This window comes from Citrobacter sp. Cpo069 (assembly GCF_030332785.1).
In the GTDB taxonomy this organism is placed as follows: domain Bacteria; phylum Pseudomonadota; class Gammaproteobacteria; order Enterobacterales; family Enterobacteriaceae; genus Citrobacter; species Citrobacter portucalensis.
Map to the genome: position 1 here is coordinate 46,704 of NZ_JAOWHD010000051.1, position 17,425 is coordinate 64,128.

Sequence of the window (17,425 nt, forward strand, 5' to 3'; positions counted from 1 at the left end):
TGGGGATTACTTAGCAACTTTGGTAATCTGTTTTACGTCGATTTCAACGGAGTTCCAGTCTTTATCCACTTCACCCTGGATTTCAACCACATCCTGCGGTGTGACGGTTACGCCGTTCCAGCGCTTGTGGTCGATATCCACATTCACCGTGCCGGTCGCATCTTTAAACACGTACAGGTCGTCGGAAATACGCTCAACGATGTTCCCGCGCAGGGTAACCCAGGTGTCATCACGCAGTGATTTGGCGCTTTCTACCGTCGTGCTGCTACCGTTAGGGCCGACAAATCCGCCGTTTTGGCTCTGCGTGGTGGTTGTCGTTGGCCCAGAGAAGCCGCCCTGCTGAGCTGCCAGAACAGGTGCGGAACACAGTGCCATTACGGCAACCATTGCAGCTAATTTTTTCATCGTCATGTCTCCCTTTCATGTTGGTTTACGACTATTAAATAAGTTAATCCTTAACAAGTTCTTAAGGCAAAAAAAGATACTTTTTTTGCTGTACAGAGGCTGTAGCCACAGGTTTACTAACTGCAAATGAGTTCGCAGGGATGAACATATGCGTATTTTACTGATCGAAGATGACACGTTGATTGGCGATGGCCTGAAAACAGGTCTGAGTAAAATGGGTTTCAGCATCGACTGGTTTACCGAAGGTCGCCAAGGGAAAGAAGCACTCTACAGCGCACCTTATGATGCGGTAATCCTCGACCTGACGCTGCCAGGCATAGACGGACGGGACATTTTGCGCGAATGGCGAGCCAACGGAAAGCAGGAGCCTGTGCTGATTCTGACCGCTCGCGACGCGCTGGCAGAACGCGTTGAAGGCCTGCGCCTGGGCGCAGATGACTATCTGTGCAAACCCTTTGCGCTGATCGAAGTTGCCGCCAGACTGGAGGCACTGGTACGTCGTGCCAGCGGCCAGGCCAGCAACACATTGTGTCATGGCCAGGTAACGCTCGATCCCGGCGCGCTGGTCGCCACGGCGGCGGGTGAACCTTTGTCACTCAAACCTAAAGAGTTCGCGCTGCTGGAACTGCTAATGCGCAACAAAGGTCGCGTCCTGCCCCGCAAACTGATTGAAGAAAAACTGTATACCTGGGACGAAAATGTCTCCAGCAATGCGGTTGAGGTCCACGTCCATCACTTACGCCGTAAGCTCGGCAGCGACTTTATCCGTACCGTGCATGGCATTGGCTATACCCTGGGTGGCGCATGAAACTCACACAACGCCTCAGTCTGCGAGTCAGGCTAACGCTTATTTTTCTGATTCTGGCATCAGCAACCTGGGCCGTATCCAGTTTTGTGGCCTGGAGGCAGACTACCGATAATGTCGATGAGCTGTTTGATACGCAGCTGATGCTGTTCGCCAAGCGGCTTAGCACGCTGGATATCAGCGATGTCACCACCTCAAGCAATATGGCCCGCACGCCAAAAAAACTGAAACATGGCCATATTGATGACGACGCACTGGCGTTCGCCATCTACTCCACCGACGGCAAAATGGTGCTACACGATGGCGACAATGGCCAGGATATTCCCTACAGCTACAGCCGGGAGGGGTTTAGCGACGGCCAACTCAGGGGCGACAACGATTCCTGGCGCTTCCTGTGGCTGAATTCCGCTGATGGAAAATATCGCATTGTGGTGGGCCAGGAGTGGGAATACCGGGAGGATATGGCGCTGTCGATCCTTACCGCACAGTTAACCCCGTGGCTGGTTGCGCTGCCGCTGATGTTGCTGATCCTGGTGGTCATGCTGAGTCGCGAACTCAGGCCGCTAAAAAAACTGGCGCAAGCTCTGCGCTGGCGCGCCCCGGAATCAGAAGAACCGCTCGACCCGAAAGGTGTGCCAAGCGAAGTGCGCCCGCTGGTTGAATCGCTTAATCAGCTGTTTACCCGTATCCACTCTATGATGGTCCGCGAACGGCGCTTTACCTCTGACGCCGCTCACGAGCTGCGCAGTCCGTTGACGGCGCTGAAGGTGCAAACCGAAGTGGTGCAACTGTCAGACGACGACCCGCAAACGCGGGAAAAAGCGCTGGTGCAGCTGCATGCGGGAATTGAACGCGCCACCCGACTGGTCGATCAGCTCCTGACGCTTTCGCGCCTCGACTCCCTCGATAATCTTCAGGATGTGGCAGAAATCTCGCTGGAGGAGCTACTGCAATCCGCGGTGATGGATATCTACCACCCGGCCCAGCAGGCGCATATTGACGTACGTTTGCAGATTAACGCACACAATATCACGCGCACAGGACAGCCGCTGTTGCTGAGCCTGATGGTACGAAATCTGCTGGATAATGCCATTCGCTACAGTCCGCAGGGGAGCATTGTGGAAGTGACGCTCAACGCCCGTAACTTCAGCGTCAAAGATAACGGTCCTGGCGTTGCGCCGGAGGTACTTACACACATCGGTGAACGCTTTTATCGTCCACCGGGACAAAGCGTGACCGGCAGCGGTCTCGGCCTGTCGATTGTCCGTCGTATCGCGATATTGCATGGGATGTCAGCCTCGTTCGGCAACGCTCCGGAAGGTGGCTTTGAAGCAAAAGTCAGTTGGTAATTGCGTTATTGTTGCTCATATAGCAAAAGACTTTGCACATTTTGCTAATTTCACCGTACCGCTGGTGGGAGTAAAATCGTCCTCAAACGTATTTCCTTGAGGACACAAAATGAGCAACATTCTGATTATCAACGGGGCGAAAAAATTCGGCCATTCTAATGGTCAACTGAATGACACCCTGACCGAGGTCGCGGACGGTATCCTGCGCGACCTCGGGCATGATGTTAAAGTCGTACGCGCAGACAGCGATTATGACGTAAAAGCAGAAGTGCAGAATTTCGTCTGGGCCGATGCGGTTATCTGGCAGATGCCTGGCTGGTGGATGGGCGCACCGTGGACCGTGAAAAAATACATCGATGACGTGTTTACCGAAGGTCACGGTACGCTGTACGCCAGCGACGGCCGCACACGTTCAGATGCTTCTAAAAAATACGGCTCCGGCGGGCTGATTCAGGGCAAAAAATACATGCTGTCCCTGACCTGGAACGCACCGATGGAAGCCTTCACTGAAAAAGACCAGTTCTTCCATGGCGTTGGCGTTGATGGCGTCTATCTCCCTTTCCATAAAGCAAACCAGTTCCTGGGAATGGAAGCGCTGCCGACCTTTATCACCAATGACGTGATTAAAATGCCGGACGTCCCGCGTTATATCGCAGAATATCGCAAGCATCTGACCGAAATTTTTGGTTAACTGGTAACCTGGAATTAGAAGGAGTTAACCATGCTTACCGTTATTGCAGAAATCCGTACACGTCCAGGTCAACATCACCGCCAGGCGGTACTGGATCAGTTTGCCAAAATCGTTCCGACCGTACTGAAAGAAGAAGGCTGCCACGGCTATGCGCCGATGGTGGATCACGCCGCAGGTGTGAGTTTTCAGACTACAGCACCAGATTCAATCGTGATGGTTGAGCAGTGGGAAAGCATCGCGCATCTTGAAGCGCATTTGCAGACCCCGCATATGAAAGCCTACAGCGAAGCCGTGAAAGGTGACGTGCTGGACATGAATATTCGTATTCTGGAGTCGGGCATTTAAGATTGTCGATTTGCCGGGTGACGCTTAGCTATCCGGCATAAATCGCTTCGTCAGATGAGAGCCGGATAAGGCATTTTACGCCCGTCTCCGGCTTTTCTACATGCAATTACCCTTCGAGATCCGCCAGATCGCCTTTCTCCTGCAACCAGTTACGACGATCTTCAGAACGTTTCTTGGCCAGCAGCATATCCATCATTGCATTGGTACGCTGATCGTCTTCATCATCGATAATGAGCTGCACCAGGCGACGGGTGTTCGGATCCAGCGTAGTTTCACGAAGCTGCATCGGGTTCATTTCACCCAGACCTTTAAAGCGCTGCACGTTCGGCTTGCCTTTCTTGCGCTTTAACTGCTCCAGTACGCCCGCTTTCTCTTCTTCCGTCAGCGCGTAATAAACCTCTTTGCCGAGGTCGATACGGTATAACGGCGGCAGCGCCACGTAGACGTGACCGTGTTTCACCAGCGTGCGGAAGTGCTTCACAAACAGCGCGCACAGCAGCGTGGCGATGTGCAGGCCATCGGAGTCCGCATCCGCCAGGATACAGATCTTGCCATAGCGCAATTGGCTCAGATCGTCGCTGTCCGGATCGATACCGATCGCCACGGAAATATCGTGAACCTCCTGCGAAGCCAGCACTTCATCGGAAGAGACTTCCCAGGTATTGAGGATCTTACCTTTCAGCGGCATGATCGCCTGATATTCACGATCGCGCGCCTGCTTGGCCGATCCGCCCGCCGAGTCACCTTCGACAAGGAACAGTTCGGTGCGATTAAGATCCTGTGCGGTACAGTCCGCCAGTTTACCCGGCAGCGCCGGACCGCTGGTCAGCTTTTTACGCACTACTTTTTTCGCCGCACGCAGACGACGCTGCGCGCTGGAAATCGCCATCTCAGCCAGCAGTTCGGCTGACTGCACGTTCTGGTTCAACCACAAACTGAATGCATCTTTCACCACGCCAGAGACGAATGCCGCACACTGACGCGAAGAGAGGCGCTCTTTGGTTTGTCCGGCAAACTGCGGATCCTGCATTTTTACCGACAACACATAAGCACAGCGATCCCAGATATCTTCCGCCGACAGCTTCACGCCACGCGGCAGGATGTTACGGTACTCGCAGAACTCGCGCATCGCATCCAGCAGTCCCTGACGCAGACCGTTAACGTGCGTACCGCCCTGCATGGTTGGGATCAGGTTCACATAGCTTTCGGTCAGCAGCTCGCCGCCTTCCGGCAGCCAGAGCAGCGCCCAGTCCACCGTCTCCGTCTCACCGCTGAAATTACCGATAAACGGTTTTTCCGGCAGCGTCGGTAGGCCATTCACCGCTTCGCTCAGATAGTCATTCAGACCATCCTGGTAGCACCAGCGCTGCTCGCTGTTGTTGACCTCATCCTTAAAAGTGATCTCAACGCCTGGGCACAGTACCGCTTTTGCTTTCAGTACGTGCGTTAAGCGCGAAACAGAAAAACGCGGGCTGTCAAAGAAGCTTTCATCGGGCCAGAAGTGCACGCTGGTCCCGGTATTGCGTTTGCCGCAGGTACCGACAACCTGTAAATCCTGCACTTTATCGCCATTCTCAAACGCGATGTTGTATACCTGCCCGTCGCGGCGCACGTTCACTTCCACACGTTTGGACAGGGCGTTAACAACGGAGATACCCACACCGTGCAGACCACCGGAGAACTGGTAGTTCTTGTTAGAGAACTTGCCGCCCGCGTGCAGACGACAGAGGATCAGCTCAACCGCCGGAACGCCTTCTTCAGGGTGAATATCTACCGGCATGCCGCGTCCGTCATCAATGACTTCCAGAGACTGGTCGGCATGTAAGATCACGTCCACGCGTTTCGCGTGGCCCGCCAGTGCTTCATCCACACTGTTATCAATCACTTCCTGCCCAAGATGGTTCGGACGGGTCGTATCGGTGTACATCCCAGGGCGACGGCGTACCGGCTCAAGCCCAGTGAGTACCTCAATGGCATCAGCGTTATAAGTTTGCGTCATGGTTTAAATAAGCAATTCGAATTGATCGTCAGAAACTGTGCAGTCCAAGGAAATCGACAATCGGGTTGAAATAATCTTCGAAGCCCGTGAATGCGTGGTTTCCGCCCTCAATAACTGTCTGACGGCAGGAGGCGTAATACGCCACCGCCTGGCGGTAGTCCAACACTTCATCGCCCGTTTGTTGGAGCAGCCAGATCAAATCCGGCGCTTCCAGCGGGTCAATCTGCATGACTTTAAGATCGTAAATATGGCGTGACTCTAGCACATATTGCTGCCCCGTGTAGGGGTTCTCGTTTTGACCGAGATAGTCGACCAGCAGTTCATAAGGCCGTACGGCAGGGTTCACCACCACTGCCGGCAGCATAAAACATTGCGACAGCCAGGTGGCGTAATAGCCGCCTAAAGAGGAACCGACAATCCCCAGCGACTCTCCGCCGTGTTCAAGAATGATCGATTCCAGCATCTCTGCGGCTTGCGCAGGATACGGAGGTAGCTGCGGCACGATCATCTCAACGTGCGGGTGGTGTTCCGCCAGCCAGTTTTTCAGTAAACACGCCTTCGCCGAACGAGGAGAGCTATTAAATCCGTGAAGATAGAGAAGCGTAGACATCAGTAGCCTTCTGAAGCGGTATCAGGGTGGAACCGATTACCCTGCAGACGACGTACCTGAGTCTGCAACGTCCCGTCGGCAAAAAGCTCCAGCGTCCGCCAGCCTGGGCTGATGGTATCCAATGTGAAGTTGGAACAGTGCGGTTTAAATTGCACGCAGGTCGACGGCGTCGCCAGCAGACGGCGACCGTTCCAGTCCAGATCCAGTTCCTGATGAATATGCCCGCACAATAGATACCTGGCGCGAGGATAATTCACCAGCACGTTATCCAGCTCAGCGGCATTACGCAGACTGTGCTGATCGAGCCAGCTGCAGCCCGCAGGCAGAGGATGATGATGCAGAAGCAGCAAGGTATTACGCTCTGGCGCATCAGCAAGTTTACGCTCCAGCCATTCGAGCTGGAATTCACTTAACTCACCGTGGGGAACGCCGAACACCTGGCTGTCGAGCAGCAAGATTTGCCACTGTTCGCCAATGAAAACGCGTTTGGCCGGGGAAATGCCCGCATCCTGCAGCGCGCTGTACATTGCCGGCTGAAAATCGTGATTGCCCGGTAGCCAAACGCAGGGCGCACGAAAACTTGCGATGCCCTCAGCAAAATGCTGATAAGCCGCAGCGGATTGATCCTGCGCCAAATCACCCGTCGCGACGATCAGATCGTACTCAGGCGACTCTGCATGTATTGCATCCAGTACGGATTGATAGCTGTCCCAGGTGTTCACACCCAGCAGCGTTTCATGCTTTTCGGCAAACAGGTGAGTGTCTGTAATTTGTAAGATCCTGACTCTGGCCTCACCAGCCAAAGGAAGGGTTAACAGGCTTTCCAAATGGTGTCCTTAGGTTTCACGACGCTAATAAACCGGAATCGCCATCGCTCCATGTGCTAAACAGTACCGTAACCAGTCGGCCAAAAACTGATTAATTTGATGCTTTTCGTCGCGTTGATGCAACTTTTTATTTGGATAATCATACCGCGCTTTGAAGCGAAAGATCTGCTGACTTGAACACACTTCAGCCACCCTTGCGTCATGATACAGGCGCACGGTCAATGAAGGCAGGCTCCAGTATGTGACGGCCGGTGCCGTTTGTTCGATCGCAACAAGCGTAGTGTATCGGGTCGATTCCACGATCGTTAACCGATATTGTGCGTTTGCTACCTGATAGCTCACTGTTTCACCGGCTGCATCATTACGTGGCAGCAGGCGGCGCAATTGCGAATAGTTGGTTTCGCACAGACGCATCATTTCAGGGAAGTCAGGTGTGTAACGCTTCATTTTTTCCACTCAGTTTTTAACTCTTGATAGTGCAGCTGTAACCATTGCAAGGCGATGACAGACGCTGCGTTGTCGATTTTCCCCTCTTCTACCCATTGGTAAGCCTGTTCCCGGCTTACCACATGAACACGAATATCTTCGTTTTCATCAGCCAGACCATGGATCCCGCTCGCGGTCGTGGCGTCCACTTCGCCGACTAAAATAGACAGGCGCTCACTGGTGCCACCCGGGCTTGCCAGATAGCTCAGAACGGGCTTCGTCCGCTTAACTTCCAGCCCGGCCTCTTCCATTGCTTCACGACGGGCTACATCTTCAACGGTTTCGCCCTCTTCGATCATCCCGGCCACCATTTCCAGTAACCACGGGCTTTCGCTGGTATCAAATGCCGCGATACGGATCTGCTCGACCAGCACAACTTCATCTCGCTCAGGGTCAAAGGGTAGCAAGACTGCCGCGTGTCCGCGCTCAAAAATTTCGCGCGTTACCTCGCCGCTCATCCCCCCGTTAAACAGGCGATGGCGAAACCGATAAAGATCCAGTGAAAAAAAACCGCGGTATAGCTTTTCTCGTGCAATAATTTCTACATCATTTTTAGTGAAAGTCATTGGCAAGTTGTCTGGTTTACGCATTGTGCTGTCCTGAAACCAATAGTGATTAAAATGTGAATTTCAAGGTCGTTTGACTGATGTTTGAACGCCCTTGTGTTAAATTGATGCAAATTAACGCCGTATGGCACGTAACGCCAACTTTTTGAAGTGGCGGATTCTGCTAGAATCAGCAAATATTTTTACAATTTGATCAGCGCTAAATACTGCTTCACAACAAGGAATGCAAATGAAGAAATTGCTCCCCATCCTTATCGGCCTGAGCCTGTCGGGGTTCAGTACTTTGAGCCAGGCAGAAAACCTGATGCAGGTTTATCAGCAAGCACGCCTGAGCAACCCGGAATTGCGTAAATCCGCCGCCGATCGCGATGCTGCATTCGAAAAAATTAACGAAGCGCGTAGCCCATTACTGCCGCAACTGGGTTTAGGTGCCGATTACACCTACAGCAATGGCTACCGTGATGCAAATGGCGTCAACTCCAACGCCACCAGCGCATCTTTGCAGTTAACTCAGTCTATTTTTGACATGTCTAAATGGCGTGCCCTGACGCTGCAAGAAAAATCAGCGGGCATCCAGGACGTGACCTATCAGACCGATCAGCAAACGCTGATCCTGAATACCGCCACGGCCTATTTTAACGTACTAAACGCAATTGACGTGCTTTCTTACACTCAGGCACAGAAAGATGCGGTCTATCGTCAGTTAGATCAGACCACTCAGCGTTTTAACGTTGGCCTGGTTGCCATCACTGACGTACAAAACGCCCGTTCACAATACGATACTGTACTGGCGAATGAAGTTACCGCGCGTAACAATCTGGATAACGCGGTAGAACAGCTGCGCCAGGTAACCGGTAACTACTACCCGGAACTGGCTTCACTGAACGTTGATGGTTTTAAAACCAACAAACCGCAGGCGGTGAACGCGCTGCTGAAAGAAGCAGAAAACCGCAACCTGTCGTTATTGCAGGCCCGTTTGAGCCAGGATCTGGCTCGTGAGCAGATTCGTCTGGCGCAGGATGGTCATTTACCGACCCTGGATTTGACCGCCTCTACCGGGGTATCTGACACCTCGTACAGCGGGTCTAAAACCAACACCTCCCAGTATGACGACAGCAACATGGGCCAGAATAAAATCGGTCTGAGCTTCTCACTGCCGCTGTACCAGGGCGGAATGGTTAACTCGCAGGTGAAACAAGCGCAGTACAACTTTGTTGGCGCGAGTGAACAACTGGAAAGCGCACACCGCAGCGTGGTGCAGACCGTTCGTTCTTCGTTCAACAACATTAATGCGTCTATCAGTAGCATTAACGCGTACAAACAAGCGGTTGTCTCTGCACAAAGTTCTTTGGATGCGATGGAAGCTGGCTATTCCGTAGGTACACGTACCATTGTGGATGTGTTGGATGCCACCACCACGCTGTACAACGCCAAGCAGCAACTGGCGAATGCGCGTTATACCTATCTCATCAACCAGTTAAACGTCAAATCTGCGCTCGGTACGCTGAACGAGCAGGATCTGGTGGCACTGAACAATACGCTGGGTAAACCAGTATCCACGACTCCGGATACGATCGCGCCGGAAAACGCGCAGCAAGATGCCGCGGCGGACGGTTATACGTCCAACAGCGCGACGCCTGCGGCGCAGTCGACAGCAGCACGTTCAACCAGCAGCACCGGCAACAACCCGTTCCGTAACTGATGCTGATGACGGGGCTTCGGCCCCGTCTGAACGTAAGACAACGTAAAGATCCGCCCCTTCTTCCGCATTCTCGCCTCTTACCGCTTCAATTTCGACCAGTCATCCTCTATTCTGAGCAGAGTTACCACTGGGTCCTGGAAGACATAAATGAAACGGACAAAATCTATACATCACGCCTCGTTCCGCAAAAGCTGGAGCGCGCGCCATCTGACTCCTGTCGCCCTTGCAGTTACCGCTGTGTTTATGCTCGCGGGCTGTGAAAAGAGCGACGAAACGGTTTCGCTTTATCAGAACGCTGACGACTGCTCTGCGGCGAATCCGGGTAAAAGCGCCGAATGTACTACCGCGTTTAACAATGCGCTGAAAGAAGCTGAACGTACCGCGCCAAAATACGCCACTCGTGAAGACTGTATCGCTGAATTCGGCGAAGGCCAGTGCCAGCAGGCTCCTGCGCAAGCGGGTATGGCACCGACCGGTGAAGGCCAGGCTCAGGCGCAGAATCAAAGCAGCGGCAGCTTCTGGATGCCGCTGATGGCGGGCTACATGATGGGTCGACTGATGGGCGGCGGAATGGGCGCTCAGCAACCGCTGTTCAGCTCGAAAAACCCAGCCAGCCCGGCTTACGGCAAATACACGGATGCCAGCGGTAAAAACTACGGCGCAGCAACGCCGGGTCGCACCATGACCGTACCGAAAACCGCTATGGCACCGAAACCTGCCACCACCTCTACCGTAACCCGCGGCGGATTTGGTGAGTCTGTGGCCAAACAGAGCACCATGCAGCGTAGCGCAAGCGGTACCACCACACGTTCAATGGGTGGCTGATCGTCATGGAAAGAGTCAGTATTGTTGAGCGCCCGGACTGGCGCGACAAAGCCACCGAATACGGTTTCAATTTTCACACTATGTACGGCGAGCCGTACTGGTGTGAAGACGCGTACTATAAGCTCACTCTTGCTCAGGTTGAAAAGCTGGAAGAGGTCACCGCAGAGCTGCATCAAATGTGCCTCAAGGTGGTGGAAAAGGTCATCGCCAGCGATGAGTTGATGACCAAATTTCGCATTCCGAAGCATACCTGGGGCTTTGTCCGCCAGTCCTGGCAGACACAGCAACCGTCGCTCTATTCACGTCTCGATCTGGCGTGGGACGGCACGGGTGAACCCAAGCTTTTAGAAAACAACGCCGATACGCCAACCTCGCTGTACGAAGCCGCGTTTTTCCAGTGGATCTGGCTGGAAGATCAGCTCAATGCGGGCAACCTGCCGGAAGGCAGCGATCAGTTCAACAGTCTGCAGGAAAAACTGATCGAGCGTTTCACCGAGCTGCGTGAGCAGTATGGTTTTCAACTGCTTCATCTGACCTGCTGTCGTGATACGGTAGAAGATCGCGGTACGATCCAGTATCTGCAGGATTGCGCTGCCGAAGCTGAGATCGCAACAGAATTCCTCTATGTAGAAGATATTGGTCTTGGTGAAAAAGGTCAGTTCACCGACATGCAGGATCAGGTAATTGCTAACCTGTTCAAGCTCTATCCGTGGGAATTCATGCTGCGTGAAATGTTCTCCACCAAGCTGGAAGACGCTGGCGTTCGCTGGCTGGAACCGGCCTGGAAGAGCATTATCTCCAACAAAGCACTGTTGCCGCTGTTATGGGAAATGTTCCCGGACCATCCGAACCTGCTGCCAGCGTACTTCGCCGAAGACGACCATCCGCAGATGGATAAATTCGTCGTCAAACCGATCTTCTCGCGCGAGGGGGCTAACGTCTCCATCGTTGAGAACGGTAAAACGATCGAATCCGTGGAAGGACCGTACGGTGAAGAAGGCATGATCGTGCAGCAGTTCCATCAGCTACCGAAGTTTGGCGACAGCTATATGCTGATTGGCAGCTGGCTGATCAACGATCAACCAGCCGGGATCGGCATTCGTGAAGACCGCGCGTTGATCACGCAGGATCTGTCACGTTTCTATCCGCATATTTTTGTCGAATAATTGAGAGTGCCGGGTGGTGGCTTCGCCTTACCCGGCCTACGGCGCGAACTTAATGCCCGATAAGCGCAGTGCCATCGGGCATTCATCATCCAACCTGCACCGACAACATACTTAAACTTCCCATCTCAATACCATCTACCGGGATAGTGACAGACTCTTTACCATCCCAAGCCCCAAGTACATACAGCAGCGGCAGATAGTGATCCGGCGTCGGGTTCGACAACGATCCACCTTCATGATCGAGATAGTTCACCAATGGGTGCTGCTCAACCGGTCCCTGCCATGTCAGGTTTGCCTTAACATAGTCATTGAATGAAGTCGCCCACGGATAAGGCGTGTTCTCACCGTGCCAACGCGCAGTGCGCAGGTTATGCACCACGTTACCACTGGCCACCAGCATAATGCCCTCATCACGCAGCGCCGCCAGCTTACGGCCCATCTCAAAATGCCATGACGCGGGTTTGGTGCTGTCGATACTCAACTGCACCATCGGAATGTCCGCATTCGGATACATCTTGATCAGAACGCCCCAGGAACCGTGGTCAAAACCCCAGGCTTCTTTGTCCAGGGTAACAGGCACAGGAGCAAGCAAGTCAACCAGATGCTGCGCCAGTTCAGGCGAGCCGGGAGCCGGATAATGAGTGTCATACAATGCTTGCGGAAAACCGCCAAAATCGTGGATCGTTTTTGGGGCTTCCATCGCAGTCACACCCGTTCCACGGGTGAACCAGTGCGCCGAGACCACCACAATGGCTTTCGGACGCGGCAACGTTTCCCCCAGTTGCTGCCAGGTACGGGTATAAACGTTATCTTCCAGAACATTCATCGGGCTACCGTGACCCAAAAACAATGCTGGCATACGAGTTGAAGACATGATGATATCCTTACTGAGGGAGTCATTTTGATACCACCACAATACGCTTATTCGGTTGATGAAGAACTCAGATAACCATGATGAAGATCATCAGTTATTTTGACGATCTAACCCGGATAGCAGATTGATAAGGAGTTTTATTTGTCGATGTCAGTACCTTTACTTCTGACTTTACTGGCAGGTGCCGCCACGTTTATCGGCGCATTTCTCGGCGTGTTAGGGCAAAAACCGTCTAACCGCGTTCTCGCCTTTTCTTTAGGCTTCGCCGCCGGGATTATGCTACTGATCTCCCTTATGGAGATGCTACCTGCTGCGCTGGCCGCTGAAGGTATGTCGCCAGTGCTGGGCTACGGAATGTTTATCGTCGGCTTACTGGGCTACTTTGGCCTGGACCGTCTATTGCCGCACGCGCACCCTCAGGATCTGGTACAAAAAACAACGCAGCCTCTACCCGGCTCTATTAAACGCACCGCGATTTTATTAACGCTCGGCATCAGCCTGCACAACTTTCCTGAAGGGATTGCGACGTTTGTTACCGCCAGTAGCAACCTTGAGCTGGGCTTTGGTATTGCCCTCGCTGTTGCATTGCACAATATTCCTGAAGGATTAGCGGTGGCGGGTCCCGTCTATGCCGCCACAGGCTCCAAACGTACGGCGATATTCTGGGCAGGGATTTCAGGTATGGCAGAAATACTGGGCGGCGTACTGGCGTGGTTAATTCTCGGTAGCCTGATATCACCAGTGGTGATGGCGGCAATAATGGCGGCTGTCGCAGGTATTATGGTGGCGCTGTCCGTCGATGAATTGATGCCGTTGGCAAAAGAGATCGATCCCAATAATAATCCTAGTTATGGGGTGTTATGTGGAATGTCGGTGATGGGATTAAGCCTCGTCATCCTCCAGTCGATGGGAATCGGATAATCCAGAGGGCGGATGCCACCCTGCAAATTTACAGCATCCGCTCATCCATAGCAGAATATGAAGGACTAATCCTGTTCCTTAACCGCGCTGTTATCTTCACCAGAGCGGCGAAAGAGTTTGTTTCGCGCTTCAAGTAAGGCATCTCTGTCCTGGCGGAATGCCCGACAATAACGTTTCATATGGCAATAATACCCCACCGCAACGAGTGCAATTAATACAATCCAATACCAGGCAATAAACATTCTTTTACCCTTAAAATTTAACATCATTAAACATTTAACGTTAAAATTTTACACAAACTTATTCTGACATACTCATATAGTGGCATATTTCAGAAACAAATATATGATTTCGATCATATAAATCAGCGGCTACGCTATTAGCTAAACTTGTTATAAACAATTAAAACAATGTCGACAAGATCACACTACGCAATAATAAATATTGTTCTTAAAATATCTCACTCATACTATCAAAAAAAATAATAAAAATTAGCTCCTGCAGAATAATACATTTCATCAATATTAATTAAGGCATTACAAAAATAGTATTAGCAATGCTGCTTTATTTTATCAAAACAGTAAAAACATAATATATTCAGCAAGATTATATTTATAGGTAATATAAGGAGATATATCCATGTTTACACAATACCGAAAAACACTTCTGGCAGGGACTCTGGCACTGACATTTGGATTAGCAGCAGGAAACTCTCTTGCCGCTGGTTTTCAACCGGCCCAACCTGCAGGAAAATTGGGCGCAATAGTAGTTGACCCTTATGGAAATGCCCCACTTACTGCGCTGGTTGAATTAGATAGCCACGTTATTTCAGATGTTAAAGTTACCGTCCATGGTAAAGGTGAAAAAGGCGTTCCGGTGACTTATACCGTCGGCAAAGAGTCACTCGCCACGTACGATGGCATTCCTATTTTTGGCCTTTATCAAAAGTTCGCAAATAAGGTAACCGTTGAATATAAAGAAAACGGTAAGGCCATGAAAGATGATTATGTGGTGCAAACTTCCGCCATCGTAAATCACTACATGGATAACCGCTCTATATCTGATTTACAGCAAACAAAAGTGATTAAAGTAGCACCGGGTTTTGAAGATCGTCTTTATCTGGTGAATACCCACACCTTTACCCCGCAGGGTGCAGAATTCCACTGGCATGGTGAAAAAGATAAAACTGCCGGCATCCTGGATGCGGGTCCTGCTGGCGGAGCACTCCCCTTTGATATCGCACCCTTTACCTTTGTCGTCGATACGGAAGGTGAATATCGGTGGTGGCTGGATCAGGACACCCTCTATGACGGTCATGACATGGATATCAACAAGCGCGGCTACCTGATGGGTATTCGTGAAACACCGCGAGGCACCTTCACCGCCGTCCAGGGCCAGCACTGGTATGAATTCGATATGCTGGGGCAAGTTCTGGCCGACCATAAGCTGCCACGCGGATTCCTGGATGCTTCACATGAGTCGGTCGAAACAGTGAACGGCACCGTACTGCTACGCGTAGGTAAACGCGATTATCGCAAAGAAGATGGCCTTCACGTACATACCATCCGCGACCAGATTATTGAAGTCGATAAATCTGGACGTGTTGTTGACGTATGGGATCTGACACAAATTCTCGACCCGATGCGTGACGCGCTGCTGGGTGCTCTGGACGCAGGCGCGGTATGCGTCAACGTGGATCTCGCTCATGCAGGCCAACAGGCAAAACTAGAGCCAGATACCCCCTATGGTGACGCCCTCGGCGTTGGTGCGGGCCGTAACTGGGCTCACGTAAACTCCATTGCCTATGACGCTAAAGATGACTCCATCATTCTTTCTTCCCGCCATCAGGGTGTCGTCAAAATCGGTCGTGATAAACAGGTTAAATGGATCCTGGCACCGTCTAAAGGCTGGAATAAGGCGCTGGCAAGCAAACTGTTAAAACCGGTTGATGATAAGGGCAACGCGCTGAAGTGTGATGAAAACGGTAAGTGCGAGAATACTGATTTCGATTTTACCTACACCCAACACACCGCCTGGCTCTCCAGCAAAGGAACGCTAACCATCTTTGACAATGGCGATGGCCGTGGACTCGAACAACCGGCTCTACCAACAATGAAATACTCCCGATTCGTCGAATATAAAATTGACGAGAAAAAAGGAACCGTTCAGCAAGTTTGGGAATACGGGAAAGAGCGTGGTTATGATTTCTACAGTCCTATCACGTCGGTAATTGAATATCAAAAAGACCGCGACACGATGTTTGGATTTGGTGGTTCTATTAATTTATTTGATGTTGGACAGCCTACCATCGGCAAAATCAACGAAATTGACTACAAAACAAAAGAAGTCAAAGTCGAAATTGATGTCCTTTCCGATAAACCAAACCAAACGCACTACCGCGCATTACTGGTTCGCCCACAACAAATGTTTAAATAATTTCGTTAGGTTAAGGATTAATTATGTCATCTAAATGGATTACTTCATTATTTAAAAGCGTGGTATTAACGGCAGCACTGGTATCACCATTTGCAGCATCGGCTTTTACTGAAGGTACTGACTATATGGTGCTGGAGAAACCGATTCCCAATGCTGATAAAACGTTGATCAAAGTATTCAGCTACGCCTGCCCATTCTGCTACAAATATGATAAAGCCGTGACCGGCCCGGTGTCAGATAAAGTTGCCGATCTCGTCGCCTTCACACCGTTTCATCTCGAGACCAAAGGAGAATACGGCAAACAGGCCAGTGAAGTATTTGCAGTAATGATTGCTAAGGATCAGGCCGCAGGAATTTCATTGTTTGATGCCAAATCACAGTTCAAAAAAGCTAAGTTTGCTTACTACACTGCCTACCACGATAAGAAAGAACGCTGGTCTGACGGTAAAGATCCCGCTTCATTCATCAAAACAGGACTGGACGCTGCAGGTATGAGCCAAGCAGATTTCGAGGTCGCCTTAAAAGAACCCGTAGTCCAGGAGACACTGGAAAAATGGAAAGCGGCTTATGATGTTGCCAAAATCCAGGGGGTTCCGGCTTACGTCGTCAATGGTAAGTACCTGATCTACACCAAAAGCATCAAATCGATTGATTCCATGGCTGAGCTTGTCAGAGAGCTGGCGACAAAATAAACAGGGAACCGGCTATGGCTTTTATTAAAGGATTGTGGCGAGACTTATGTACCGCACCGATTGATACCCTGGTGAGATGGCAGGAGCGACGCTTTTTGTGGTTGCTAATGGCTTGTGCCATGGGTGGGTTAATTATTCTGGCGCACTCGTTCTTCCAAATCTATCTCTACATGGCCCCCTGCGAGCAATGTGTATACATCCGCTTTGCCATGTTTGTGATGGTTTTGGGTGGGCTGATCGCGGCAATAAACCCTAAAAACCTTATTCTAAAACTGGTCGGCTGCATTGCGGCATTTTATGGCAGCATTATAGGTATTAAGTTCTCCATCAAACTTAATGGCATTCATTATGCGGTACATAACCCGGACCCGGATTCGCTCTTTGGCGTACAGGGATGTTCCACCGATCCGACATTCCCTTTCAATTTGCCGCTGGCAAACTGGGCTCCAGAATGGTTTAAGCCCACTGGAGATTGCGGCTATGACGCACCTGTCGTTCCTGATGGCGTAGCGCTTAGCAGTGTGCAAAAGTGGTTTGTCGATCTGTACCAGCAGTCCGAAGGCTGGTATCTGCTCCCGCCATGGCATTTTATGAATATGGCGCAGGCCTGCCTGCTCGCTTTTGGTTTGTGTTTAGTGCTGTTGCTGGTAATGAGCGGAGCCTGGGCACTTAAACTGGCCAGAACTAAATAGCCAGGCTGCAATAACAAAAAACCGAAGCCAGAAA

The 17,425-nt window shown here is 51.4% G+C and carries 19 protein-coding genes; 11 read left to right on the forward strand and 8 right to left on the reverse strand.

The window, feature by feature from the left end; translation table 11 throughout:
• Positions 1-6: 6 nt before the first annotated feature.
• The gene (locus tag OGY08_RS13015; RefSeq protein WP_003024544.1) at positions 7-405 is read right to left on the reverse strand and encodes a YgiW/YdeI family stress tolerance OB fold protein; all 399 of its coding nucleotides are present in this window, start codon (positions 403-405) and stop codon (positions 7-9) included.
• Positions 406-553: 148 nt separating this feature from the next.
• Here OGY08_RS13015 and qseB point away from each other — a divergent pair, with 148 nt between their 5' ends.
• The 4 genes from qseB to OGY08_RS13035 all read left to right on the forward strand — a co-directional run bounded on the left by qseB (position 554) and on the right by OGY08_RS13035 (position 3,595).
• A complete protein-coding gene (gene qseB, locus OGY08_RS13020; protein WP_048225546.1) occupies positions 554-1,213 on the forward strand; it encodes a quorum sensing response regulator transcription factor QseB in 660 nt (219 codons plus the stop codon).
• Positions 1,210-2,559, forward strand: coding sequence for a quorum sensing histidine kinase QseC (gene qseC, locus OGY08_RS13025; RefSeq protein ID WP_125362892.1), 1,350 nt, complete (start codon positions 1,210-1,212; stop codon positions 2,557-2,559). Before qseB ends, qseC begins: the two co-directional genes overlap by 4 nt.
• Positions 2,560-2,668: 109 nt before the next feature.
• Entirely contained in the window at positions 2,669-3,250 is a 582-nt protein-coding gene (locus OGY08_RS13030; RefSeq protein WP_003828397.1) for an NAD(P)H-dependent oxidoreductase, read from the forward strand.
• Positions 3,251-3,280: 30 nt separating this feature from the next.
• Complete coding sequence (locus OGY08_RS13035; protein WP_003024557.1) at positions 3,281-3,595, forward strand: putative quinol monooxygenase; 315 nt, start codon at positions 3,281-3,283, stop codon at positions 3,593-3,595.
• 106 nt (positions 3,596-3,701) lie between these two features.
• Here OGY08_RS13035 and parE read toward each other — a convergent pair whose 3' ends face one another.
• From parE to nudF, 5 genes are read right to left on the reverse strand one after another with little or no spacing between them, the layout of a single operon-like run.
• Positions 3,702-5,594, reverse strand: a complete 1,893-nt coding sequence (parE, locus tag OGY08_RS13040; protein WP_003024571.1) for a DNA topoisomerase IV subunit B — start codon at positions 5,592-5,594, stop codon at positions 3,702-3,704.
• Positions 5,595-5,622: 28 nt separating this feature from the next.
• Positions 5,623-6,204 (reverse strand): esterase YqiA, encoded by a 582-nt coding sequence (yqiA, locus tag OGY08_RS13045; RefSeq protein ID WP_003024575.1) that lies wholly within the window; start codon positions 6,202-6,204, stop codon positions 5,623-5,625.
• A complete protein-coding gene (gene cpdA, locus OGY08_RS13050; RefSeq protein WP_008785825.1) occupies positions 6,204-7,031 on the reverse strand; it encodes a 3',5'-cyclic-AMP phosphodiesterase in 828 nt (275 codons plus the stop codon). Before cpdA ends, yqiA begins: the two co-directional genes overlap by 1 nt.
• A gap of 24 nt (positions 7,032-7,055) precedes the next feature.
• Positions 7,056-7,478, reverse strand: a complete 423-nt coding sequence (locus OGY08_RS13055) for a DUF1249 family protein (protein ID WP_003024582.1) — start codon at positions 7,476-7,478, stop codon at positions 7,056-7,058.
• Positions 7,475-8,107: an ADP-ribose diphosphatase gene (nudF, locus tag OGY08_RS13060; protein ID WP_032945031.1), complete on the reverse strand. Its 633-nt coding sequence runs from the start codon at positions 8,105-8,107 to the stop codon at positions 7,475-7,477. The genes OGY08_RS13055 and nudF overlap by 4 nt, the downstream gene beginning before the upstream one ends.
• A 199-nt stretch (positions 8,108-8,306) precedes the next feature.
• Here nudF and tolC point away from each other — a divergent pair, with 199 nt between their 5' ends.
• From tolC to OGY08_RS13075, 3 genes are all read left to right on the forward strand, one after another.
• Positions 8,307-9,785 carry an outer membrane channel protein TolC gene (tolC, locus tag OGY08_RS13065; protein WP_125362891.1) on the forward strand — a complete coding sequence of 493 codons (1,479 nt, stop codon included), beginning with the start codon at positions 8,307-8,309 and terminating at the stop codon, positions 9,783-9,785.
• Between the two features lie 147 nt (positions 9,786-9,932).
• Positions 9,933-10,610 carry a DUF1190 family protein gene (locus OGY08_RS13070; RefSeq protein WP_003024591.1) on the forward strand — a complete coding sequence of 226 codons (678 nt, stop codon included), beginning with the start codon at positions 9,933-9,935 and terminating at the stop codon, positions 10,608-10,610.
• A 5-nt stretch (positions 10,611-10,615) separates the two neighbouring features.
• On the forward strand, positions 10,616-11,776 hold the full coding sequence (locus tag OGY08_RS13075; protein ID WP_008785828.1) for a glutathionylspermidine synthase family protein: 1,161 nt from the start codon (positions 10,616-10,618) through the stop codon (positions 11,774-11,776).
• An 85-nt stretch (positions 11,777-11,861) separates the two neighbouring features.
• On the opposite strand, the gene ygiD is transcribed toward OGY08_RS13075, so the two are convergent.
• A complete protein-coding gene (gene ygiD / locus OGY08_RS13080; RefSeq protein ID WP_020996335.1) occupies positions 11,862-12,650 on the reverse strand; it encodes a 4,5-DOPA-extradiol-dioxygenase in 789 nt (262 codons plus the stop codon).
• Between the two features lie 147 nt (positions 12,651-12,797).
• Here ygiD and zupT point away from each other — a divergent pair, with 147 nt between their 5' ends.
• The gene (gene zupT, locus OGY08_RS13085; protein WP_003024600.1) at positions 12,798-13,571 is read left to right on the forward strand and encodes a zinc transporter ZupT; all 774 of its coding nucleotides are present in this window, start codon (positions 12,798-12,800) and stop codon (positions 13,569-13,571) included.
• Positions 13,572-13,636: 65 nt separating this feature from the next.
• Here zupT and OGY08_RS13090 read toward each other — a convergent pair whose 3' ends face one another.
• Complete coding sequence (locus OGY08_RS13090) at positions 13,637-13,813, reverse strand: hypothetical protein (protein ID WP_071446370.1); 177 nt, start codon at positions 13,811-13,813, stop codon at positions 13,637-13,639.
• Between the two features lie 397 nt (positions 13,814-14,210).
• Here OGY08_RS13090 and assT point away from each other — a divergent pair, with 397 nt between their 5' ends.
• From assT to dsbI, 3 genes are read left to right on the forward strand one after another with little or no spacing between them, the layout of a single operon-like run.
• Positions 14,211-16,007: an arylsulfate sulfotransferase AssT gene (gene assT, locus OGY08_RS13095; RefSeq protein ID WP_125362890.1), complete on the forward strand. Its 1,797-nt coding sequence runs from the start codon at positions 14,211-14,213 to the stop codon at positions 16,005-16,007.
• A 23-nt stretch (positions 16,008-16,030) separates the two neighbouring features.
• Positions 16,031-16,699, forward strand: coding sequence for a thiol:disulfide interchange protein DsbA/DsbL (locus OGY08_RS13100; RefSeq protein WP_048225557.1), 669 nt, complete (start codon positions 16,031-16,033; stop codon positions 16,697-16,699).
• A gap of 14 nt (positions 16,700-16,713) precedes the next feature.
• On the forward strand, positions 16,714-17,391 hold the full coding sequence (gene dsbI / locus OGY08_RS13105) for a protein-disulfide oxidoreductase DsbI (RefSeq protein ID WP_125362889.1): 678 nt from the start codon (positions 16,714-16,716) through the stop codon (positions 17,389-17,391).
• Positions 17,392-17,425 lie beyond the last annotated feature (34 nt).